At 57.3% G+C, this 22,029-nt stretch carries 17 protein-coding genes; 7 read left to right on the forward strand and 10 right to left on the reverse strand.

What is annotated here, in order from left to right:
• The first annotated feature begins 40 nt into the window (after window positions 1-40).
• The 3 genes from ACR0DO_RS12725 (at window position 41) to ACR0DO_RS12735 (ending at window position 4,682) form a co-directional block, all read left to right on the forward strand.
• Window positions 41-1,216, forward strand: coding sequence for an acyl-CoA dehydrogenase family protein (locus ACR0DO_RS12725; protein WP_480559187.1), 1,176 nt, complete (start codon window positions 41-43; stop codon window positions 1,214-1,216).
• Between the two features lie 35 nt (window positions 1,217-1,251).
• Window positions 1,252-2,874 carry an AMP-binding protein gene (locus tag ACR0DO_RS12730; protein WP_480559189.1) on the forward strand — a complete coding sequence of 541 codons (1,623 nt, stop codon included), beginning with the start codon at window positions 1,252-1,254 and terminating at the stop codon, window positions 2,872-2,874.
• Between the two features lie 146 nt (window positions 2,875-3,020).
• Window positions 3,021-4,682, forward strand: coding sequence for a GMC family oxidoreductase (locus ACR0DO_RS12735; RefSeq protein ID WP_480559191.1), 1,662 nt, complete (start codon window positions 3,021-3,023; stop codon window positions 4,680-4,682).
• Window positions 4,683-4,706: 24 nt separating this feature from the next.
• On the opposite strand, the gene ACR0DO_RS12740 is transcribed toward ACR0DO_RS12735, so the two are convergent.
• The gene (locus ACR0DO_RS12740; protein ID WP_480559193.1) at window positions 4,707-5,036 is read right to left on the reverse strand and encodes a hypothetical protein; all 330 of its coding nucleotides are present in this window, start codon (window positions 5,034-5,036) and stop codon (window positions 4,707-4,709) included.
• 19 nt (window positions 5,037-5,055) lie between these two features.
• Between ACR0DO_RS12740 and ACR0DO_RS12745 the strand changes: the two genes are divergently transcribed.
• Both ACR0DO_RS12745 and ACR0DO_RS12750 read left to right on the forward strand, forming a co-directional pair.
• Window positions 5,056-5,883, forward strand: coding sequence for a FecR family protein (locus tag ACR0DO_RS12745; RefSeq protein WP_480559195.1), 828 nt, complete (start codon window positions 5,056-5,058; stop codon window positions 5,881-5,883).
• Between the two features lie 206 nt (window positions 5,884-6,089).
• Complete coding sequence (locus ACR0DO_RS12750) at window positions 6,090-8,210, forward strand: CHASE2 domain-containing protein (protein ID WP_480559197.1); 2,121 nt, start codon at window positions 6,090-6,092, stop codon at window positions 8,208-8,210.
• A gap of 118 nt (window positions 8,211-8,328) precedes the next feature.
• On the opposite strand, the gene ACR0DO_RS12755 is transcribed toward ACR0DO_RS12750, so the two are convergent.
• Both ACR0DO_RS12755 and ACR0DO_RS12760 read right to left on the reverse strand, forming a co-directional pair.
• Window positions 8,329-9,075 (reverse strand): pyridoxine 5'-phosphate synthase, encoded by a 747-nt coding sequence (locus ACR0DO_RS12755; protein ID WP_480559199.1) that lies wholly within the window; start codon window positions 9,073-9,075, stop codon window positions 8,329-8,331.
• A 9-nt stretch (window positions 9,076-9,084) separates the two neighbouring features.
• On the reverse strand, window positions 9,085-9,735 hold the full coding sequence (locus ACR0DO_RS12760) for a pyridoxamine 5'-phosphate oxidase family protein (protein WP_480559201.1): 651 nt from the start codon (window positions 9,733-9,735) through the stop codon (window positions 9,085-9,087).
• Between the two features lie 60 nt (window positions 9,736-9,795).
• On the opposite strand from ACR0DO_RS12760, the gene pdxR reads away from it, so the two are divergent.
• Window positions 9,796-11,232, forward strand: a complete 1,437-nt coding sequence (gene pdxR, locus ACR0DO_RS12765; RefSeq protein WP_480559203.1) for a MocR-like pyridoxine biosynthesis transcription factor PdxR — start codon at window positions 9,796-9,798, stop codon at window positions 11,230-11,232.
• Window positions 11,233-11,404: 172 nt separating this feature from the next.
• Here pdxR and ACR0DO_RS12770 read toward each other — a convergent pair whose 3' ends face one another.
• From ACR0DO_RS12770 to ACR0DO_RS12790, 5 genes are all read right to left on the reverse strand, one after another.
• On the reverse strand, window positions 11,405-11,863 hold the full coding sequence (locus ACR0DO_RS12770) for a phage regulatory CII family protein (RefSeq protein ID WP_480559205.1): 459 nt from the start codon (window positions 11,861-11,863) through the stop codon (window positions 11,405-11,407).
• A gap of 239 nt (window positions 11,864-12,102) precedes the next feature.
• Window positions 12,103-13,446, reverse strand: a complete 1,344-nt coding sequence (locus ACR0DO_RS12775; RefSeq protein ID WP_480559207.1) for a type IV secretory system conjugative DNA transfer family protein — start codon at window positions 13,444-13,446, stop codon at window positions 12,103-12,105.
• Window positions 13,447-13,795: 349 nt separating this feature from the next.
• Entirely contained in the window at window positions 13,796-14,062 is a 267-nt protein-coding gene (locus ACR0DO_RS12780; protein ID WP_480559209.1) for a hypothetical protein, read from the reverse strand.
• Window positions 14,063-14,217: 155 nt separating this feature from the next.
• Window positions 14,218-14,517, reverse strand: a complete 300-nt coding sequence (locus ACR0DO_RS12785) for a hypothetical protein (protein ID WP_480559211.1) — start codon at window positions 14,515-14,517, stop codon at window positions 14,218-14,220.
• A gap of 278 nt (window positions 14,518-14,795) precedes the next feature.
• Complete coding sequence (locus ACR0DO_RS12790; protein ID WP_480559213.1) at window positions 14,796-17,564, reverse strand: autotransporter outer membrane beta-barrel domain-containing protein; 2,769 nt, start codon at window positions 17,562-17,564, stop codon at window positions 14,796-14,798.
• Between the two features lie 347 nt (window positions 17,565-17,911).
• Between ACR0DO_RS12790 and ACR0DO_RS12795 the strand changes: the two genes are divergently transcribed.
• Window positions 17,912-20,008 (forward strand): tetratricopeptide repeat-containing sulfotransferase family protein, encoded by a 2,097-nt coding sequence (locus ACR0DO_RS12795; protein WP_480559215.1) that lies wholly within the window; start codon window positions 17,912-17,914, stop codon window positions 20,006-20,008.
• A 417-nt stretch (window positions 20,009-20,425) separates the two neighbouring features.
• Here the strand turns inward: ACR0DO_RS12795 and ACR0DO_RS12800 are convergent, their stop codons facing one another.
• Together ACR0DO_RS12800 and ACR0DO_RS12805 are read right to left on the reverse strand one after the other, a co-directional pair.
• Entirely contained in the window at window positions 20,426-21,289 is an 864-nt protein-coding gene (locus ACR0DO_RS12800; protein WP_480559217.1) for an alpha/beta fold hydrolase, read from the reverse strand.
• Between the two features lie 253 nt (window positions 21,290-21,542).
• A complete protein-coding gene (locus ACR0DO_RS12805; protein WP_480559219.1) occupies window positions 21,543-21,872 on the reverse strand; it encodes a hypothetical protein in 330 nt (109 codons plus the stop codon).
• Between the last annotated feature and the right edge of the window lie 157 nt (window positions 21,873-22,029).

Raw genomic sequence — 22,029 nt, forward strand, 5'->3', positions numbered from 1 at the left:
AGGCAAAATAACTCAGGTGCCGAAATTTGGGAGATCCCGCTTGTCTGCCGATGTCGAAAAAATTTTGAATGTGGCGCGCGAACATGCGGCCACTGAGGTTGCCCCGAATGTTGATGCCTGGAACCAGTCAGGAGTTTGGCCCCGCTCTGCGTCAGACAAGGCAGGGGCTGCGGGTCTTACGGGTCTTTATGCGCCCGAGGAGTTTGGCGGTCAGGGGCTTTCGCTTGGCGACGGCATCCGCGTTTACGAGGAGCTGGGAACCGCCGACGGGACCTATGCTTTTGCCCTGTCGATGCACAATATCTGCACCTTTGCCGGATGCGGCTATGGCACCGAAGCCTTCAAGGACCAGTGGGCGCGCGACCTGACATCCGGCCGGAAGCTGGCGAATTTCGCGTTGACGGAACCGCAATCGGGCTCTGACGCCACCAACATGTACAGCCGCGCAGTGATCAATTCGGACGGAACCTGGACCATCAATGGCGCCAAAGCCTGGGTCAGCCTTGCGGGTGAGGCCGATTTCTATTTCACCGTCGTGAAAACGACCGACCAACCCGGGCATCAGGATATGGCGATGATTGCCATCCCGGCCGATACTCCGGGCCTGAGCTTTGGGCCGCGCTATGAGACACCCAGCTACAACTTCCTGCCCCTGTCCGAGATGTACATGAAGGACGTTGTGGTTTCGGAGGACAATATCATCCTGCCGATCGGTCAGGGCTTACAGGGATCGCTGATGGCGATCGACATCGCCCGCGTGTCCATCGCCTCTGGTTGCTGCGGATTGATGCAGGCCGCCTTGGATACGGCGCTGAGCTATTCCAAAAACCGAAAGATGTTTGGCGGCAAGAATCTGGACCTGGACGGCATTCAGTGGATGCTGGGCGATGTGGCAACCGAGCTGGAGGCCTCGCGCCTGTTGTACCGGGCGGCGGCAAAAGCGCTTGGAACGCCCGAAGGTCCCGTGATGGCTGCGCATGCCAAGCGGTTTGTCCCGGATGCGGCGGTCAAGGCGGCCAACACCTGCACACAGGTGCTTGGGGGGATGGGGTTGCTCAAACCCTATGGTTTGGACCGCCTGTCGCGGCTCAGCCAGATGCTGCGTATCGTGGACGGCACAACCGAGATCAGCCGGGTCGTGATCGGGCGCAGCCTGGCGAAACGGGCGAAAACCTTGCCGGATCTGCCGGTTCCAAAGGGTTTCGGAGAAACCTGAGCCACCTCACGCTGGTCTGTTTGGGAGGGTCGACCATGCAAAAACACTTTGAAGCGATGGGAAAGACAGCGGCGAACCATGTGCCGCTGTCCCCGTTGTCATTCCTGAACCGCGCGGCGGCGCTGCACGGAGACCGCACGGCCGTTATCTACGGAGACCTTCGGCGTGATTGGGCCGAGGTCGTCCGGCGCTCGCACGCCGTTGCGCGGGGGTTGGCTGAAATGGGCATCGCCAAGGGCGACACGGTTTCCGTGCTCTGCCCCAACATTCCCGAGCTGTTCGAACTCCATTTCGCAGTGCCCCTGTCCGGTGCCGTTCTGAACACGCTGAACACGCGGCTGGAACCCGAGACGATTGCTTATATTCTGGACCACGCCGACACCAGATTGGTGATTGTCGACCGTGAACTCGTACCGCTTTTAGCCAAAGCTTTTGCCCTGCTGGGTCGTGAGATCCCGGTTGTGGAAATCGCTGACCCCAATGCGGCGGGTGGAGAAAGCCTCGGCGGTCAGGACTATTCCGAACTTCTAAACAAAGGCGGACACGATGGTTCGGCTCTGCCCGACGACGAATGGGATGCAATCGCATTGAACTATACATCGGGCACGTCCGGGCGCCCGAAAGGCGTGGTGTATCACCACCGCGGCGCTTACCTGATGGCACTTGGTACCGTTGCCGCATGGCAGATGCCCAGCTATCCGGTTTACCTGTCCGTTGTGCCGATGTTCCATTGCAACGGCTGGGGGCACCCGTGGGTGATGGCGCTGCAGGGCGGCACCATGGTGTTCACCCGCGTACCCGCCGCGGACAAGATCATGACTGCAATCCACGAACATGGCGTGACCCATTTGGGTGCGGCACCAATTGTGCTGCAGATGCTGGCCGAACTGGACAGCCGCGAAAGCGCCCCTTTCGACCCGGCGATCAAAGTGATGACCGCTGGCGCACCGCCACCGCCTTCGGTGCTTGAGAAAACAAAGGCAATGGGGCTGGATGTCATGCAGGTCTATGGCCTGACGGAAACCTACGGCCACATCTCTCAGTGCCTGTGGCAAGAGGCGTGGGACGCCGAAAGCCCGGCGGAGCAGGCGCGTCTGCAAGCGCAACAGGGCATTGCTTTTCCAATGGTCGATTCCGTTTCGGTCATTGACCGCGACAGCGGGGAAACCGTCCCGAGGGATGGCGAAACTCAGGGCGAGATCGCCATTCGCGGCAATACGGTCATGAAGGGCTATTACAAGGACCCCGACGCCACAGCCGAGGCTTTCGACAACGGGCGTTTCTGGTCCGGAGACGCCGCTGTGGTCAATCCAGACAGCTACATGCAGATCCGGGACCGGCTGAAGGACGTCATCATCTCGGGCGGCGAAAACATCTCGTCAGTTGAGGTCGAGGCGGTTCTTTACCGTCACCCCGCCGTTCTGGCCGCCGCCGTCGTGGCCAAGCCCGACCCCAAATGGGGCGAGGTGCCCTGTGCCTTTGTCGAATTGCGACCGGACCACCACGCAGAGGGCGATGAAATCATGACGTTCTGCCGGGAACATCTGGCCGGTTTCAAGGTGCCCAAGGCCGTGGTGTTTACGGACCTGCCCAAGACATCAACCGGGAAAATCCAGAAATTCCAGCTCAGGGAAAAAATGAAAACGGCGAAGATCTGAAAAGCCCGATCACCAAGCAGAAAACCTGCGACGCACGCAGCAAGAGCGTTGCCAAAGATACATGGCTCGGTATCCTGCAGCGCCGGTCGGAGGGCCCCTTGATTGCGCCCCCTTTGCCCGCAACTTACTGACCCCGGAGCCTGACCATGTCTGTTGAAACGTTTGACTACATCGTCATAGGGGCCGGCACCGCAGGCTGCCTGCTGGCCAATCGCCTCAGCAAGGATCCGTCCAAACGGGTGCTGCTGCTGGAAGCCGGTAAAAAGGACACCTACCCGTGGATTCACATCCCTGTCGGGTATCTGTACTGCATCGGCAACCCGCGCACCGATTGGCTGTATCAGACCGAGCCCGACAAGGGTCTGAACGGCCGTACCCTGCGCTATCCGCGCGGCAAGACACTGGGCGGCTGTTCCTCAATCAACGGCATGATCTACATGCGCGGTCAGGCGCGGGATTATGACAACTGGGCCAGACTGAGCGGTGAAGAGGACTGGAGCTGGGACAACTCGGTCCCGGACTTCAAGGCGCATGAAAACCATTACAAGCTGGACAATGGCGCCGATCCGGAAACCGGCGACAACGGCCGGTTCTCGGACCTGCATGGGCATGGCGGCGAATGGCGCGTGGAAAAACAGCGCCTGCGCTGGGACGTGCTGGATTCCTTTGCCGAGGCTGCCAGAGAGGCCGGAATCGAATCCACCGACGACTTCAACGCGGGCGACAATGCCGGGGTTGGCTATTTCGACGTGAACCAGAAATCGGGTTGGCGCTGGAGCACCTCGAAAGGCTTCCTGCGCCCGGCAAAAGAGCGTCAGAACCTGACTATCTGGACCGAAGCACAGGTCGAGCGTCTGACCTTCGACACCACCCCTGATGGCGCGACCCGATGTTCCGGCGCAGTTGTGCGCCGTGCGGGGCAACCGGTGACCGTGAACGCCTCGGCCGAGGTCATTCTGTCCGCCGGCGCGATTAACTCGCCCCAGATCCTGCAATTGTCGGGCATCGGCAACGGCGCGTTTCTGAAATCCCACGGTATCGACGTGGTGCTGGACGCACCCGCCGTTGGGGAAAATCTGCAAGACCACCTGCAAATCCGCGCGGTATTCAAGGTGGACGGGACCAAGACCCTGAACACGCTGGCCAACAGCCTTTTGGGCAAGGCCAGGATCGGCCTGCAATACGCGCTGCAACGCTCTGGCCCGATGAGCATGTCGCCCAGCCAGTTGGGGGCCTTCACCCGATCCGATCCAAGCCGTGCCCATGCAAACCTGGAGTACCACGTCCAGCCGCTGAGCCTTGAGGCATTCGGTGAAGACCTGCACGAGTTCCCCGCCATCACCGTCAGCGTCTGCAATCTGAACCCGACCAGCCGTGGCCATGTACGCATCCGATCGAACCAGTACACCGACGCGCCGATGATCGCGCCGAACTATCTGGACACGGACGACGACCGCCAGATCGCCGCCGACAGCCTGCGCCAGGTGCGCGAAATCATGTCCAAACCGGCGATGCAAAAATACAACCCGCAGGAATGGAAGCCGGGCGTTCAGTTCCAGACAGATAAGGAACTGGCCAAGCTGGCGGGCGACATCGCCAGCACCATCTTCCACCCTGTCGGCACTGCAAAGATGGGGCGCGTGGATGATCCGACCGCGGTGGTCGATCCCTATCTGAGGGTCAAGGGCATCAAGGGTCTGCGTGTGGTCGATGCCAGCATCATGCCCGAGATCACCAGCGGCAACACCAACGCTCCGACCCTGATGATCGCGGAAAAAGCCGCGCGCTGGATTCGGGAAGGTCGGTAAGCCAGCCGACACCCGTTCAATCGGTTATCGACTCATCTCGCACAGAAAACTTGCCAGATACGCAGGTTTTAAGGCATATTTGTATGGATTTAATAATTTCAAATTCATGTAATTGAATTTTTGAGGCAAAACCGAGCACGGGCGTAATACGCCCGAGACCACCTGTGGGGGAAGGAAGCTGGTTTTGTTCTGGTTGAGATCGTTACTTGTTGTTTGCTGTGTTTTGGTACTGCCATCGCAGGTTTTAGCTGAAATCGGGAAAGTCATCGGCGTCAAACAAGGCGCACAAATCACGCGCGCAGGGAAAACCCAGCCGTTGCGGACCGGTATGGAGGTTGCCTCGGGCGACTCCATATCAACCGACCGCAGCGGTGTGGTTCAACTTGTCTTCGTTGACGAAACCAAAATCGCCATCGGCCCGAACGCGCGGATGATGCTGGACGTCACGATGCTGCGCGGCAATCGAAAGGCCAAGAGTTTCGCGGTTCAGGCATTGGGCGGCAGCTTCCGGTTTATTTCCGGAAAAAGCAAAAAGCGCGCCTATTCCATCAACACGCCGACCGCAACCATGGCCGTGCGGGGCACAACTTTTGACCTTTGGGTCGTACCCGGCACGCAAAGCGCCATGCTGGTTCTGCAAGGTCGGGTAGAAATGTGCGGCCAAAGCGGCAATTGCCGCGAAGCCGCGCGCCAGTGCAGCCTGCTGGCAACGACGCAAGCTGGCAATGTAGGACGCCCTATCGATCAGGAAAGCTATGACGAGGCGCTGAAAAACGGGTTCCCGTTTGTTCAGTCGCAGGAACAGTTGCTGGTGCCTCTGCAAGTCGATTTCAGAGGCTGCGGGACGGAGTCCCCGCCTCTGCCACAACGGTCAGAGGCGCGTGACACCCGCCCTGATCCTGAATCAGGCAGCGTCCAGAGCGCCGCAGCACCAGAACCGCGCAGCGCCCCCCCTTCGGGGCAAAGCGTCGGTCAGGGCAATGGCGGCAACATTGGCAGCGGCACCGGCAGTGACAACGGCACTGGCGGCAATATCGGAGCCAGCAGCGGCAGCGGGGATGGGCGCGGCGGCTCGATCGGTGGCGGCTCGGGCGGTGGCGGTCCGGGAAGCGGCGGCACAATCGGTGGCGGCACCGGAGGATTCGGGGGCACCCCCGGCGGCGGAGGAGCTGACGGGAATGGCGGTAACAGCGGCGGCTAAAGACATGCAGGCCCCGCTAGATGACACCAGTTCAGGCGATGTCGTGACAACGCCCGCACGTTCAGGGCTGACCACGGCATTCGGAGGCTAACGTGACCGGAAAGCCCAGGGAAAGAACGGGGCGACGACGAGCCTTTCAGCTTGTAGGGCTTGGACTGATCCTGTTCGGGTGCTTCATAAGGGTCCTTGACCCTTACCCGGTGCGGATGACCCGGCTGATCTATTTTGATCTGTTGCAGCGCATTTCACCGCGCGAATACAACCCCGACCTTCCGGTGCGCGTGGTGGATATCGACGAACAGTCGCTGGCCAACTGGGGGCAATGGCCCTGGCCCAGAACCCTGCTGGCGCAGATGGTCAGGAACCTGGGCGAATACGGCGCCGCCTCGATCGCCTTTGACATGTTGTTCATAGAACCCGACAGATTCTCACCCGCGCGGCTGCTGAATGATCCGGCGCTTGCTGGTGTGGTGTCGGTGGACCACCACGCCTCGAAACTGGACAATGACGTGCTGTTCGCGCTGGAAATCGCAAATTGGCCAGTTGTTCTGGGGGCAGCCGCCCGGCAATCCGGTGACGGACGGGCCGTCACGCCCCACGCCGGGATCATCGAAATCGGGGAAACGCCAACTGCGGGGTTGGTCTCGGTCCCGCATTGGACGCCCCCTGCCCCGCCGCTGGATCGCAGCGCGGCGGGCATCGGCGGGGTCAATGTTTCGCCTCTGGGCGGCATGGGCATCATACGCCGCGTTCCCGTCCTTTGGGGTGGCCCGGACGGGGCGCTGCCGGGGCTGGGCATCGAAGCCCTCAGGGTCGCGCTGGACGAATCCATCGTCATTGCCGAGGGTACGCCGGACGAAGCCGGCATCATGCTGGCGGTCGAGATCGGAGAGTTTCGGCTGCCGACCACGGAAAACGGTGAAATCTGGGTTCGGTACAGGCGCGACAACCCGGATCTGTACCTGTCGGCCGACGACATCATGCAGATGCAGGACGATCCCGCCATACGCGCCGAAATCGAGGGCCGGATCATTCTGGTCGGCACCTCGGCCGCAGGGCTGTTCGACATGCACCAGACGGCGTTGGGTGAATCGGTTCCGGGCGTGACGATCCACGCGCAAATCCTGGAACAGATCCTGACCGGGGAAATGCTAAGCCGGTCGGATGTAACCGCCGCCCTTGAGCTGTTGTCTTTTGTCACTCTGGGCGTCGTGGTCACGGCTGTCATGGCCCGGTTCGGCGCGGTGGCCTCGTTCGTGGCGGGCGGCGCCTCGGCAGCGGTTGTTCTTGCCATCAGTTGGCTGGCGTTTCAGAACCAGCTGGTTCTGTTCGATGTCACCTTTCCGCTAGCGGGAGGCATGGCCAATTTCGGCCTTCTCGCAGGATATCTGTTCATTTCGACCGAGCGGGAAAAGCGGGTGATCCGGCAGATCTTTTCGCATTATGTCGCGCCCGAAATCCTGGATGAGATGGAGGGGACGGGCCATCAGCTGCAATTGGGCGGCGAAACACAGGAAATCACGGTCATGTTTTCCGATATCCGGGGGTTTACCCCACTGTCCGAGTCGGTGTCGGCCACAGATCTTGTCACCCTGCTGAACCAGTTGTTTTCACAGATCGGAGATCAGATCCTGTTGGAGCGCGGCACCATCGACAAATTCATCGGCGATGCGGTGATGGCCTTCTGGAACGCGCCGCTTCCGGTCGAGGATCACCCTTGCCGCGCGGCGCAGGCGGCGCTGTTGATGCGGCAGGCGTTGACCGACTTCAATGCCTCGGACGTCATGGCGGGGCGGCCACCGATTGCCCTGGCCACGGGCTGTGCGACCGGTCGGGCCTGCGTCGGCAATATCGGGTCCAAACGCCGGTTCAACTACACCGTGATTGGGGATGTGGTGAACGTCGCCGCGCGGATCGAACAAAGCTGCCGCCATGTCGACTATGACATCCTGGTTTCCTGTACGGTTTACGAAAAAACCAGGCACGACATGGCCATGCTCGAGGCCGGGTATGTCGACCTCAAGGGTCGCACCGATCTGGAGCCTGTCTTTGTTCTGGTAGGCGACAAGGCCATGCTGGACACGCCCGCATTCCAAAAGCTGGGCGCAACCCACAGGAAACTGATTGAGGCCATTCGGGGTCGTCAGCCACCGGATCAGGTCGAGGCGATCTGCGAAGATTGCATTGCGCAGGCGCGTCACATCGAACCCGGCCTGCTGAAATTCTACGGCGCGCTGTCCGGCCGAACGGCGGACTTCAGGTCCGAGTTCCAGTCCAGCCAGTTGATTTTCAGCCACCACGAACGCGAAAGCACGCCCTCAGCGTGACGCGCTTCGAACAGGCGGCAAGCTTACTCGCCGGGCAAGGCGCGTGCGCGTACCCAGGGCGAGGTGCATTCCTGCTTTCAACGTTGCCCTATTCGACGGCACTGTTCCCCGGCAGCCTTCATCCATCGGCAGATGCACAGGACCCCAGATAACGGCGGACAGTTTCGGCCATCCCGAATGTTAGCGCATCGCAGAACAGCGCATGGCCGATAGAGACCTCTGCAATCGACGGGATGCGGGTAGTCAGCTTGCGCGTCCCGCTAACCGTCAGATCGTGACCCGCATTGACCTGCAGGCCCTGCCGCTTGGCTGCAGCTGCTGCTTCGGCCAGGCGTTCAAGCTCCCGATCTTCAGCAACGGGATCGCTGTGGGCACCACCAAACGGGCCAGTGTAAAGCTCGACCCGATCCGCCCCTGTCTGGGCCGCATGATCCATATGCGCCGCGTCCGGGTCGCTGAACAGCGACACACGATGGCCGTTTCTCTTAAGCCCGGCAACCACCTCTGCCAGCATCGCGCCCTGCGTTTCGAAATCCCAGCCATGGTCGCTTGTCGCCTGCGCGGGATCATCCGGCACAAGCGTCACCTGATCGGCGCGAACCTCGTGAACAAGCGACAGGAACCGGGGATCGGGATAACCTTCGACATTCAGCTCCCGGTCCGGAAACTCTGCATCAAGCAGCACCCGCAGCGCCCGCACATCGCCGGGCCGGGTATGGCGTTCGTCTGGCCGGGGATGCACCGTCACACCAGCAGCACCCGCTGCAAGGGCGATCCGGGCCAGATCCACCACATCCGGCCACGGATGTTCCCGCCGGTTTCGAAGCAGGGCTGCAACGTTCAGATTTACAGAAAGGTCTGTCATGTCACTGCCCTACAACTGAAAAGACTGCACATGCGCGGGCACCGGGACACCCTCGATGTTGCGGGGATCGGGGATAGGGTCTCCGACCTTGGTGCTGACGGGAATGACTCCGGCCCAGATCGGCAGGCCGTAATCTTCTTCGTCATCCTTGGGCCCGCCGGTACGAATCTTGGCGCTGCCTTCGGAAATCTCCATGCCCAGCACCATTGTCGCCTTCAAATCCTGCGCGTAATCCGGCCGCAGACCTTCATAGCGCCCCGGAAACAGGCCGTTCACGAACCTGGCAAGCTTTTGCAGTTTTTCCTCAGGGTCTTCGACCTTGAATGCCGATCCGAACAGCGTGACCGAGCGCGAATTGACCGAATGGTGCATACCCGACCGGGCCAAAACGAAACCATCAAGGATCGCCACCGACAGGCACACCTGTGCATCGCGCGCATTGCGCAGGGCGCGACTGGCCGAGGAGCCGTGCCAATAGACGTGATTGCCCTCGCGCCATTGCAGGGTTGGCGTGACAAAAGGCCTGCCATCGATCACATATCCCACGCTGCACATGGGCTGCGCGTCCAGAATCTGGTTGATCGTGGCGCGGTCGAAATGCCCCCGCTCGTGCGATCTGCGCAGGCGCGTTCTATCGGTGATATCCAGTGTCTCGTTCATAGTCATAGCTCGGGTTTGTTCTTGCTATGACCGTAATGCCCGGATATTGGATGTCAGCAAATGTCCAATTTTGAAACTTTTTCTAAGGCCAATTTGGATCGAGACCTGTTTGCGATCTCACTGGATACGTCGCTGAAGACGTCATTGCAGGCGCAGTTGCTGGATGCGTTACGGTCCATTGTCTCAAAGTCTCCGAATCTGGTCGGTGCGCGCCTGCCCGCCAGTCGAACGCTGGCGTCCGAGCTTTCGATCTCGCGCACGACGGTGCAGGCGGTCTATGATCAAATGATCAGCGAAGGGTATCTGGTCACCCGGCAGGGCAGTGGCACTTTTGTGGCCAGCGAAATCACCCATCTGTCGCAGCCACAGCCGATCCCCCGACCGGCCGGTCCGGTGGCCGAGGAATGGCGCCCCTTTCAAACCGGGTTGCCCGATCAAACCCTGCTGCCGCACCGGCAGTGGGCTCGCTACCTTGAGCGCGCCTGGCGCAGCCCGTCGCCGGCGCTTCTGACCCGCCCGGACCCTTTGGGCTGGCATCCGTTACGTCAGGCGATCTCGGACCACCTTACTGCGTGGCGTCACCTGTCCTGCGATCCCGGTCAGGTGGTGATCACTTCGGGTGCACGCGAAGCATTTGAGGTAATTTTCCACGGCCTGCTTGGCGCAGGCATACAGGTCGCGGTTGAAGACCCCTGCTGGCCCAAACTGCACAAAATCCTTGCCGACACGGGCAACAGCGCCCATCCCGTCCGCATCGATCAGGACGGAATGGATATCGAGCGCATTCCAAGCGGCATACGCGCCACGATCATCACCCCATCGCGGCATTATCCTACGGGCGTAAGCCTGCCCCTGTCCCGCCGGGTCGCCCTATTGGATTGGGCACAGCAGACCGGTGCCGTCGTAATCGAAGACGATTACGACAGTGAATTCCGATATCGAGGGCACCCCCTGCCCTCGCTCTCGGGGCTGGACGGTCTGAACAACACGATTTACCTCGGCAGCTTTTCAAAACTGGTAAGTCCGGCGCTGAGGATCGGGTATCTGGTGGTTCCCAAACGCTTTCTGCGCAGCACGGTGGCCTATCTTCGCCGCGTCGGCCCGCGCGCCTCCTTGATCCCGCAACCGGCTTTGGCTGCGTTCATGAACAGCGGCGAGTTTGCCATGCACCTGCGGCGAATGCGGCGGGTCTATGCCCGGCGTCAGAGCCATCTGCTAAACGCGCTGGCCCCGGTTGCGGACCTTCTGGACCTTCAGCCAGACGCGTCCGGAATGCACCTCTGCGTGCCGCCAACGGCATCGCTGGTTGACCAGATGTCCGATCTTGAGATCAGCAAGCGAGCCGAGCGGGACGGCCTGCGCATCAGCGCCTTGTCAGCGCATTGCGTATTGCCTGAAAAACTGCAGGGGCTGTTGCTCGGATACGCGGCCTTTGACGAGGACACGCTCTCAGACGCGACGGAACGATTGATTGCCATCCTTCGCGCGCAAGTCTGAACCGCGAATGCTCTTCTGTTTGTTCCCTTTGGCATCACCGCCAGCAAGTGCATTTGCTGACTTCGATCTCAGCAACAAAGCTCTGATTTCCGACGCCCCTTTTTCTCATCTAACCGAGACCGTTGGATCACGTGCGCATGAGTGGGTTCAAGCATTTGTCGACACTTTAAAACTATGCACAGCGGTAGCGGGCGACATGGGCTCGCAACGTCGCAATCGCGCGTTCCGCATTTTCAATGTCCCGCTGAATTTGGATAGCCTCACGATGATCCACATGCCCGTCGCGCAATGCGGTCTCGACCTGCGATGCGGCTTCCGATGCTTCAATAAGCATTCGGATAACCGAATGGCGCAGGCTTTCTTGCTCCGTCAGGTTGGGCTCGTCCAAGGCACCGCGCTCGGCAGCAATATAGCCCGTGTTCAGCAATACCCAGCTTACAATTCGCGCATCTGGCACAGCTGCGATCAATGCCCGCACTTCCTCGGGTGAAAACACGACACGGTTGCGCAGCCGGGCGTAGAACGCATCATATGACAGACCCACGGCCTCAGCGATTTCAGTCAACTGACCTCTCGCAGTGTTCGTCAAAACGCCATGCACAAGATCTGCAAATTCTTTTCCACGATCCATCCCCGCCCCCTTTTAAACCAACCGAAACCCCTAAACCCAAACGGCACGACTTGATATGTTTCATCCCACGGATTCAACCATTTGCACCTAAAACCAATCAGGAGTTCTGGCCTTCACGAGAACAGGAAATCACGCTTCTTGGCCTGTTTCAACTCTAACGGTTTGCCGGGGTCCAAACCGGTCCGAAAGGACTTTGAGTCCTTTCGGATTCTGTTGGTGCTGGGCCAAGGGTCCGCAGTTTATCGCGTGGGGCTAAGCGGTGCGGCCCGCCACAGGCCCTGAAATGGCTCCATCTCAAAGTATCGTTCCAGGTTAATCAACTGCCCTCGCTGGCCTGCACGGTGCAGCAGTGCAAGGCGAGGCTTCAAGGGCTTATGCGCCCAATCCGGGAAACCCAGCCGGTCGGCAAACGCTCTTTGCGCGGCGGAATTGTGAAACCCAAACCCGCAGATCGTCGAGGTATTGTTCAAAATGGTTGCGCAGGACTTGGGATAGCGCGAAGAGATCTGCTCCAGATCCTGCCAAAAGCTCCACAAACGCACCCCGTAACCGCGCATCAAGGTCGTGGCCGTTTCCAATTCCGGCAGAAAGCCAAGGTGCCACGCTTCGTCGATCAGGAACAGCGTTTCCCGCGGCGGCAACGTCATTCGGGTTTGAAACAGCGCCATCAACGCGCCGAGCCAAAGGCGCAGAATTGGTCCTGCATTCGTCAGCCGATGCGGCGGCACGACGATATAGATCGTGATCTTTTCACCGCGAACCAAAGCGGCAGGGTCAAACGTTGTTTTTGTGATCGAAGACTGGATAAGCGAGCTGGAAAAGGAAGGCATCCATCGCTGTGCCGTAGACACAATCGAAGCTTTTACCTTCGCTTCCGCACCGGAAAGCTGAGACAGCGCCCGCCGGATGACAGTGTTGTCAGACCGCCGGCAATCCTTGACCGTCAGTTCAAAGTCTTTGTTCGACTGCATTGCCTGATACGCAACTTCCGGCAGGTTGCGCAGGCCCCGAGGCATCTCTCCGCAAACATAGGCTACCAGATCGGCGATCATCTGGACCGCACTTTGATCCCAGAACGGGTCACTGACCGATTGATCGGGGGCCACGCGCTTTGCCAGTGCGAAGCACTCCTCCTGAAAGTCGGGACGATTGGGGTCAATTAAATCCAGCACATTGAAAGCCCCGGCGTCATCCTCGGGGAACAGCGAAAAAGGGTCCAGCAGAACGACCTCGTGCCCCATCTGTTTGCGGGCCGCAGCAGTCGTTGCCCAGGCCTCTCCTTTTACGTCCAGCACAACGGCCGGGCCTTGCCACGTGAGAAGCGCGGGAATGAGATGGCTTGCTCCCTTTCCGGAACCGGTTGGAGCGACGGAAATGATGTGACCCTGATGATGAGGCGTCACCCAGTCCGGCGGAGGAAACGACTGCGGCTCACCCGGACGGAGAAATCCGGCAGGTCGCTCAAGGTTCTTGGGCACCATACGCCCCAACGGCAATTCAGGAAGGTATTCCAATGAATTCGAACCATGCTTCTGTTTGAATGCACGCATCAAGGACGCTCCTGTTTTGTCGAGAGAGACCATGAGTTATTCATCTACGGCGGGAATTGCTTTCAAAATTGGCCCTCGAATTTTGTGGGGCGCATACGCAAAGTGTTACTGGCATCGAATGAGAAACGTTAAGAACACTTCGAGACGCAGGAATATCAAGCTGATCGACTCTGCAAGTGCCGCGCTGAGTGATGCTCCAAGAAACAGAAAGAAAAAGGGCCACCGAAGCGACCCTCTTTCCCACGTGATTTCTGGTCCCATCAGGCAACTGCAGTGATGGCCTCGCGCAGATTTTCATAATACGCGCGACCGACGCTAATCGCTTTCAGAGTGAAGATGCCGACCAGCTCCCGAATGTGAAAGCGTACGAACTGAATCAACCTTAATCTTCAGCCGTCTCTTCAAGCTTTTCCGACATTGTTGAGAGCCGATCATTGTGAATGAGGAGCAGGGCTTCGTCGCCGTAGTAGATATGGAGTTCCCCTTCGTTTTCTTCGAGGAACCGATCTCGCAGGTCACGATAGATCTTCTTTGTGATACGTTCCATCCCGTACCACTGACGAAGCTCCCACCAATTGATCGATGCCCAGCCAGTTTCTGTAAGTGTATCTATCCGCTGCATAAGAGCATCTTCATGTCGCTTAAGCATTTAATTTCCCCTATTTAATTTATTGACACTAAATAAATAACACACACTAATTGAATTGCAACCACTATACTCGCAAAAATTCCAATCTCCCGATGCACGGAAATTGGAGGGGCGTTGCGGTCAAAGCCTTCCGCAAAGACCTGCCCCGGAGCAGGCTAACTCTTACAAAGTGATCGCCATTCCTGCTCTAACAAGTCAGTATCGTTTTGGCCTTGAGCTAAATAGCTGTCGACCTCATCAGAAATCAAAACCTCTGTGGGAATACCGGTCTCCACAGAGAGCACCCTAAGCCCCAGATTATGACGCGTTACAGCTACAGCGAGATGGCTCTCAAAAATCAACCTCTCCAGGACAATCTCGCAAAGCCTTGTCTTTTCTTCATCCGCATCTGCTGGCTCAACGGCCAGAAATGCAAAACAGCATGTAAGTAGTTTCTTCTTCATGGCGACATCCATGGTCAATCTCCAATAAAACGCAAGCCGGAAATCGCAGCGCCATGAAGTTCATCAAAGATGGTTTGAGACGGGGCATGCCACACCAGTTCACGCCTCTTCAAACTGACATCAACCCTGCCCATAACATGATGACATCATGAGGAGTAAACCCGTCGAAATCCGTGCCGCGCCGTGGTCCAGATGAGATTTCAATTGCCGGAAACACCACCTAGCCCGACGTCGTTCAGCCCGGAGCTGAATTCTGCGGCACCGCCTTGGGTGCCGCAGAGATGATTTGTTTAGAACGACCAGCGAAGCCCGGCCCGCAGGAAGGGGCCTTGGGCGTCGTCGCCAATTTCCTGTTCGGCATTCAGTTCAAGCTGAATGTCCTCAACAAGATCTTGCGCGTAGCCAACCGCAACGCGAGCGCCGGTGAAATCGGTAGATGCAAAGATCAGCGACTGTGTCGAAGAGAACACGGTCACATCCGCATCTGTTGTTCCCAGATCGCGCCGCAGAATACCGCTGAGCTGCCCGCTCAGGATACCGCCATTACCGAACTGCTTTTCAGCTTCGACACCCAGTTGGGCTTCGATGACTTCGGTGGTGACATCACCCACCGTAGCGTTGGCACTTGAGCGCGTTTCGGTATAGCCATCGTCCTTCTGGTTGGTATAGCGCGCGTTTGCAAATCCGATCAGCCCGAAATCACCGCTGACGTCAAACCCGCGTTCGACCGCGATATGCGCTGTCAACAGCCTGCTGTCATAGTCGGCATGTGCGTCATCGCTGCCATTGATTTGACGAGTACGGTCTGTCGAGAGCCAGCCATAACCAAACCCTGCTTCAAGCGTATAGGCTCCAATCTGCCGCCCCAGAGCGGCGTCGAGATAAAAGCCGGTCGTGTCGAAATCTGCGGATTCGTTATCTCCATCCGCCGAAAACACGCCCATGCCGACAGCCAACGCAACGCCGTTGTCCATCTGACCGGCAATCCCTGCGCTGCCACTGAAAAGCGAAACGTCCAGGTCACTGCCGGTTTCAGGATCGAACTCACGGTACTGTGCGTCGATCATCGCAAAGGGCCTGAAACCCGCAAAGGTGAACCCCTGCGCAACCTGTTCTGACGGTTCATAGTTCAGGGCGTTGCCACTGCTGCCCACGACGCTTCCGTAAAAGGCAACGACGTCGCCTGAAACCGCAAAGTCATCAACATCAACAGCGGCGTATACCGGTGCTGCTCCACCCTCATCCTGTACGAACCAGGCTGAGCCTTCTTCGGACACTGTGGTCGTGAAAGCGCCCGCACCCGGCGTGGCGTCTTCAAAGTGGAACACAGAGCTGCCGCCCTGCGCGTCGAGATTTACGTTATGTGCGTCGACCCTTATGACGCCTTCAACATCGTCTTTGGTATCAGCGTTGAGCGTACCCGAACCCGTCCCGAGATATACGGCATAAACCTCGTCATTGCCCGAAACCCGGATGGTTCCCAGGTCGTCGATCGTGCCATCAAAGTTGTCGAATTGAATACCTGCAGCACGTGTTCCGGCAGAGCCGGTCGCATGGACGGTGATCTCTCCTGTATTCGAGAATGATCCCTGCATGTCGTTGGCGTAAACACCGATTGCCGCTGACTGGTCCGGTGACAGCCCGCCGCCATCCATCCCGCCTTGGGCAGTGACCGTGATATTGCCCGAGTTTGTGATGTCCCCGGTTGCGATTTCGTCGACGTATACGCCGTAAGCTTCAGCCTCGGTATCCCGTGAGATGGCGGTGGCCGTGATATTGCCCGTGTTTGTGATGGTACCGCTCAGGTTGTCGGTCAGATAAAAGCCGGCGGCTGTTGCAGAATCCTCGGCGGCCTCGGCGCGCAAGGTCATGGTCCCCGAGTTGGTGACCGTTCCCGAAACGTCATCGCCAATATAGATGCCCGAAGCTGTCGCCTCGTCACCAGTGTTAAGAGAAAGCGCCGTCCCGGTGATCGTGCCCGAGTTGATTACGGTACCTTCTACCAGATCTTCGAGGTAAAAACCGCCGGCGTAAGCTTCATCATCTGTATCGGCACTTGCGAATGCAGTGATCGTGCCGCTGTTGATGATGGTTGCGCCCTCCAGCATATCATCATCGACGAAGATACCATATGCCGAAGCGTCGGACTCAACCGCCAAGGCAGTTACTTTGATTGTACCGCTGTTTTCAATTCGGCCGGACAGATCGCTATCAACGGCAATGCCATAGGCGATTGCCTCGTAGGTCGATGGAGCAGATGCGAAAATGTCCAGCGTGCCCGTGTTCACGATCACACCGGACGCATCGCCGTCAACGAAAATCCCGGATGCAGATGCCGTGCTGTCGCTGGTGGTGATGGCGACCGATTTTATTGTGCCCGAGTTCACAATCTCACCGGTCTCTAGCAGATCATCCTCGACATAGATGCCCCAAGCATAGGCGTAATCGTCGGCGAAGGATCTGGCGCGAACATCGATTGTGCCCGTATTTCTGATGGAACCTCCAGCATCGCCATCAACGACAATACCGTAGATTGATGCGGTGCTTCCCGCGGACGTGTTGATAAGCCCGTCGACCCTTATCGTGCCGGTGTTGAGGATTTCACCGGTCTCCGTAAGGTCTCCGTTGACATAGATACCCCAAGCTTCGATGTCGCCATCGGTTGACGACACATCAACTTCGATGGTGCCGTTGTTCACGATCGAACCAGCGACATCACCATTGACCTGCACTGCATAAATATCTTCGGGATCAGAGCCCGTAATATCCAGCGAGATGGTGCCGTTATTCACCAGTTCACCGCCCTCAAGCAGACCGCCATCCAGCCGCAGGCCCGTCGCTGTATCCGTGTCGGTTGCAGTGACCGAAATCGACCCGTTATTGGTAAACGTGCTGGAGTAATCCGTAGTGATTGTCAGGGCGGCGGCAGTTGAAGATGTAATCTCGACCGCGCCGCTTGCCGTCACCTCGTGATCCGCATCGGTCGAGAAAACCTGAGGCGTCGTCACCACATTCGAAATCGTATCCGCATGCACGTGCCCGGCACTCAGTGCAACCATCGATACTTGCGCCAGCAACGCAGCAGGAGCTGCACTGACAATTTGGCCTTTCCACTTGAAAAGACGCCCCCCACGGAGCTTGAGGGCGTTCGCCCTCGACCCATTTTTAGACATTTACTATCCCGTCAGATTTTTTTGTCTTTTTTCTCGAAGCTCGCCGCGTTTTCGCGATCGGCTCCGCTCACGTACTGTTAAAAAGTCGTTAACATATAAGCAATCTACCAATTATGCATTGCATAAGATGACCTATTGCTGTTGGAAATCCGTAGGAAATCTGCAACACAATGTGGCAATTTGACGGCGCCTAAGATCAGGTTGCTGCCGTGCGCCAGCTTGGAGCTACTTGAATGCCAAAACATCAGACGTTGTCCCTGGGAGAGGCCTACAACCAAGGGGCTCAGGCCTTTGAAGCAGGGCAATTGAACAAAGCTGTCAAGGTTCTGAATCAAGTGCTCAAAGCTGCGCCCGAATATGCCCCCGCGCATCAGCTGCTTGGCATAATCGCGTTTCAAACCGGTCAGACCGGGCCTGCCGAAAATGCCATGCGCGAAGCGATCCGATTGCAGCCGGACAATGCTGGGTTCCTGTCGAATTTCACCGAGGTTTTGCGCACGAACGGAAAACCTGAAGAAGCACTCAAAGTAGGCAAACGCGCGGTCCAGCTTGCTCCGGGGGTTGCAAATGCGCATTCAAACCTTGGGCTGGCCTATTATGACATGGGTGATCTGACCGAAGCCGAGGCATCTCAGAAAAGGGCGTTGGCCCTTAATCCCGATCTGATTGCGGCCTTGAACAATCTGGGGTCAATCGCGCGCGACAACGAGGACAGGGAAGCGGCAGTTTCATTCTACCGTCGGGTGCTGGATTTGCGCCCGGGCTATCTGGAGAGTGTCAACAACCTAATTTCCGTATTGATAGAAGCAGACGAACTGGAAGAGGCCAAAGATCTGGCAGATGACTATCTTGGCAAGGGGCATGTTTCCGCAGAGCTGCATCGCAATCGGGGACGGTTATACGTTTTGCAGTGTGATTGGGACGAAGCCGAACGTTGTTTTCGGAATGCTATTTCGCTGGATGACAAGAAGCCCGAGGCTTATGTCGGGCTTGCACAGGTTCTGACCGAAAAAAACCTGCATGAACTTGCCCTTGTCGAGGCTGAAAAAGCGCAGCGCATAAATCCCAGCCACGCGCCTGCTTATCACTATATTGCCGTCTGCAAATCGTACCTTGGCGATCTCGAGGCTGGTTTTGCCAATTACGAAAAGACCCTTGAGCTAAAACCCGATTTCTCGGCCACAATGATCGCATTGGGCCATCTGGAGATGGAACGGGGCAATTTTGACGCCGCCCGCAACTGGTTCAACAAGGCGGCAGAACGGGACAAGGCGCGTCTGAATGCGCAGATCGCGTTGGTCAGGCTGGACAAAGTTACCGAGGATAACCCCGACTTTCAGGCTCTTGTGGCCGCGTTGCCCGAAGCCGACAAGTTGCTTCCTGAACAATCGGTATCGTATCACTACGCGTTGGGAAAATGCTATGAGGACCTCAAGCGCTACGACAGCGCTTTTGAACATTTTGCAAAGGGGGCCGCGCTGAAGCGCAGCATTATCGATTTTGATGCCGACCAGATCGAGGAAACAGCCGACGATCTGATCTCTGTGTTTACGCCGGAACTGATCGAAAAACTCCGCCAAAACTCTGTGGATAGCAGCCAGCCAATCTTTGTGGTTGGCATGCCCCGATCTGGAACTACGCTGACAGAGTCGATCCTCGCCAGCCATCCGGACGTATTCGGGGCCGGAGAACTGAGCTATATGCACAAGCTTTTTTCTGATCAGCTGCGCGGAGGAAACAAGAAAACTGGCAGTCTGATCGCCGCTCTGTCGGATCAGGAGCTATCAAAACGCGGCCAGAAATATGTCCAGCAGCTTAACGCGCATGCGCCTGGCAATCCTTATATCGTCGACAAGATGCCTGCGAATTTTCTGATGGTTGGCCTGATACATGCGATCATGCCCAACGCGCGGATCGTGCATGTCGCGCGCAATCCACTAGATACGTGTTTGTCCTGTTTCACGCGGGTTTTTCAGCGCAGTCAGCTCCACAGCTACGACCAGATCGAACTGGGTCGATATTTCAACGCCTATGTGCGCGTTATGAATCATTGGAAGGACGTTCTCCCGACTGGCAGCTTTCACACCGTTCACTATGAAAGCCTGATCGATGATATCGAGTGCGAAGCACGGCGCCTGATAGCATATTGCAACCTCGAGTGGGATCATCGTTGTCTCGAGTTTTACAAAGGAGAACGGCGCGTCCGAACTGCAAGCGTTCAGCAAGTGCGCCAGCCGTTGTACAGCTCGTCAAAAGAGAAATGGCGAAACTACCAATCTCACTTGGCACCGCTTATCGAAACGATCGGAGAAGCAAGGATTCCTTTTTGACAATCTCTGGCCGGAGCCTGTTCCTGAAAGGTGTCGGAGCTACGAAGGTGCGCTGTTATTGTGGCAAATTCCTTTGAGACGCAGATGCTGTTTAGTGCAATCAATCGAACATTGCTCATCCACCCGCAAGCGCGAGGGAAAGCCAGCAAGTCTCGCTTTGAAATTCAGATCTTTCAGGCGCACCTTCACTCCTGATTAAAACAAAGCGATCATACGGTTGGCTCGCTTCGCAAAGAAGCACCGCGTGCGATTTAACGGCAAGTGAGAAACGCGCTGAGCTCGACCTGGGGCAAGCGGACATCCATTGGAGGCAAGAACGTTGCGCTGCGACTCTCCTATTGCGGACGTTGCAAGAAAGCTTGAGTTTCGACCGGAACCCATACTTATTCTGCGGGCGTCGCCACCGTCGATTTGCTATTATAGGTTGGCAACCGCGCCGACAAATTCGATCCACCGTTCGCGATCCACAAACCCGTAATGTCCTGCGCCCGCCCACTCGTGCGCTGTACAGCGGGGAAGCTCAGAGCAAAGATGCAGGGGCATTTCCGGTGAGATGATATCGTCCGCGGTACCATAAAACATCTCAACCGGTTGCTGAATCTCCTTTGGTGAAAATCCCCAATCCCAAAGAGCCATCGTCATTTCGAAAACCCCTTCCTCGTGTTGCAGATAACCTAGGCGAAAGTTCTCTTCGAATAAGGCTTGCTGCTCTGGATTGCGGAGTATTGTTTTGGCTTCGTTGGGCATTTGGTCAACGACAGATTCCACATATGAAGGGATGTCTTTCAAAGCACTATTAGCGCCCATACGCTCGGCCCAGCGGATCAGCAAGGTCAGATGATGCAGTTTCGCGATGGTCTTAAGGTCCTTCAATACCAGCATTTTGGTAACGCCCGGCTCATCGAATGGAGCCACAGGAGAAGCGAGCGCAACCTTACGGACACGATCGGGCATATGAAATGCCACCGCCAAAGCGTGGGGTCCGCCTCCGGAATGGCCCGCTACGTTGAATGTATCGAGGCCAAGATGGTCAACTAAGTCCTCCATATCGGCGCCCCAGTCCACCATTCTGCGATCTTTCTTCGGGCTTGATCCGCCAACACCGGGCTGGTCTGCCGCAATCCACCGCACTCCAAGCGAAGCGGTAAGGTCGTCGTCGGGTTGACGAATTACGTGAGAGTCGGAAAACCCATGGCTAAAAATCACTGGTGTTCCGTTTGGATCACCGTAAGTGCTGAATGCGAGCGTTCTACCATCTCTGAGAGTTATGTGTTCGGTCACTTTGTTCTCCTAAACGGAAATAAGCTTGGGCTATGCGTTCATTGGGCTGCTGGAAGAGATTTGATCCAGGGGTGTGAGCCGTTCTGAGTTATTTACTACGTCATTCTTACGTCATTCTTTGGTCCGCATAGTGAAACGCGGATGTAAGTTTGAGCTCAATCCAGATTGTACGGCCTGATTGGTGGCAACCAGATCAAGTGCTTGTGGAAAGCCCCAACTTCTTGGAGCTTTCGCCGTTACGACTGAACCTGACCTAGTCCGTGAATGAATATTCACCCAGTTCACACAGGTTCAGCGCAAAATCTTCGGCTTCGGAACCGTCGGCAAAGATGCCACGGATATCATAGACACAGGTCGTCAGCCCGTCAGCGATATCCACGCCAATTTCATATCCAGGGGCGAGGTAGCCACCTGCCAAAAGATTATCTTGCCAATCGTCGGATGAGGCGGGGGAGATGTTGAATTCTACCAGGTCCTCACTGCTGTCGTTGTAAAGCAGGAATTCCAGATCCTCCGCCTGAGCCGGTGTGTGAACGGCCAATGCCGCCAAGGTCAGTGCTGCGGAGATTAGAGATTTTATCATGTTGATCCTTCTGTTTGATCGGTAAACTGGTTGTGGGCCACTTTTGAGCATGAGTGGTGATGTGAATGCGGTGCGATCACCAGACGTATCGCAGCCGCACCCACCTTGGTGTCACAAAGGCCAGGGTTTGTGATGGGCAGAAATTGCCGACAATTTC

It is taken from the genome of Ruegeria sp. AM9 (assembly GCF_056540565.1).

Excerpts from the sequence above, each read along its gene's own strand:
- ACR0DO_RS12730 (WP_480559189.1), top strand. The coding sequence starts at position 1,252 with ATGCAAAAACACTTTGAAGCGATGGGAAAGACAGCGGCGAACCATGTG.
- ACR0DO_RS12735 (WP_480559191.1), top strand. The coding sequence starts at position 3,021 with ATGTCTGTTGAAACGTTTGACTACATCGTCATAGGGGCCGGCACCGCA.
- ACR0DO_RS12740 (WP_480559193.1), bottom strand. The coding sequence starts at position 5,036 with ATGGAGTCGCCCGAGGCAACCTCCATACCGGTCCGCAACGGCTGGGTT.
- ACR0DO_RS12750 (WP_480559197.1), top strand. The coding sequence starts at position 6,090 with ATGACCCGGCTGATCTATTTTGATCTGTTGCAGCGCATTTCACCGCGC.
- ACR0DO_RS12755 (WP_480559199.1), bottom strand. The coding sequence starts at position 9,075 with ATGACAGACCTTTCTGTAAATCTGAACGTTGCAGCCCTGCTTCGAAAC.
- ACR0DO_RS12760 (WP_480559201.1), bottom strand. The coding sequence starts at position 9,735 with ATGAACGAGACACTGGATATCACCGATAGAACGCGCCTGCGCAGATCG.
- pdxR (WP_480559203.1), top strand. The coding sequence starts at position 9,796 with ATGTCCAATTTTGAAACTTTTTCTAAGGCCAATTTGGATCGAGACCTG.
- ACR0DO_RS12770 (WP_480559205.1), bottom strand. The coding sequence starts at position 11,863 with ATGGATCGTGGAAAAGAATTTGCAGATCTTGTGCATGGCGTTTTGACG.
- ACR0DO_RS12775 (WP_480559207.1), bottom strand. The coding sequence starts at position 13,446 with ATGGTCTCTCTCGACAAAACAGGAGCGTCCTTGATGCGTGCATTCAAA.
- ACR0DO_RS12780 (WP_480559209.1), bottom strand. The coding sequence starts at position 14,062 with ATGCTTAAGCGACATGAAGATGCTCTTATGCAGCGGATAGATACACTT.
- ACR0DO_RS12785 (WP_480559211.1), bottom strand. The coding sequence starts at position 14,517 with ATGGATGTCGCCATGAAGAAGAAACTACTTACATGCTGTTTTGCATTT.
- ACR0DO_RS12790 (WP_480559213.1), bottom strand. The coding sequence starts at position 17,564 with ATGGTTGCACTGAGTGCCGGGCACGTGCATGCGGATACGATTTCGAAT.
- ACR0DO_RS12795 (WP_480559215.1), top strand. The coding sequence starts at position 17,912 with ATGCCAAAACATCAGACGTTGTCCCTGGGAGAGGCCTACAACCAAGGG.
- ACR0DO_RS12805 (WP_480559219.1), bottom strand. The coding sequence starts at position 21,872 with ATGATAAAATCTCTAATCTCCGCAGCACTGACCTTGGCGGCATTGGCC.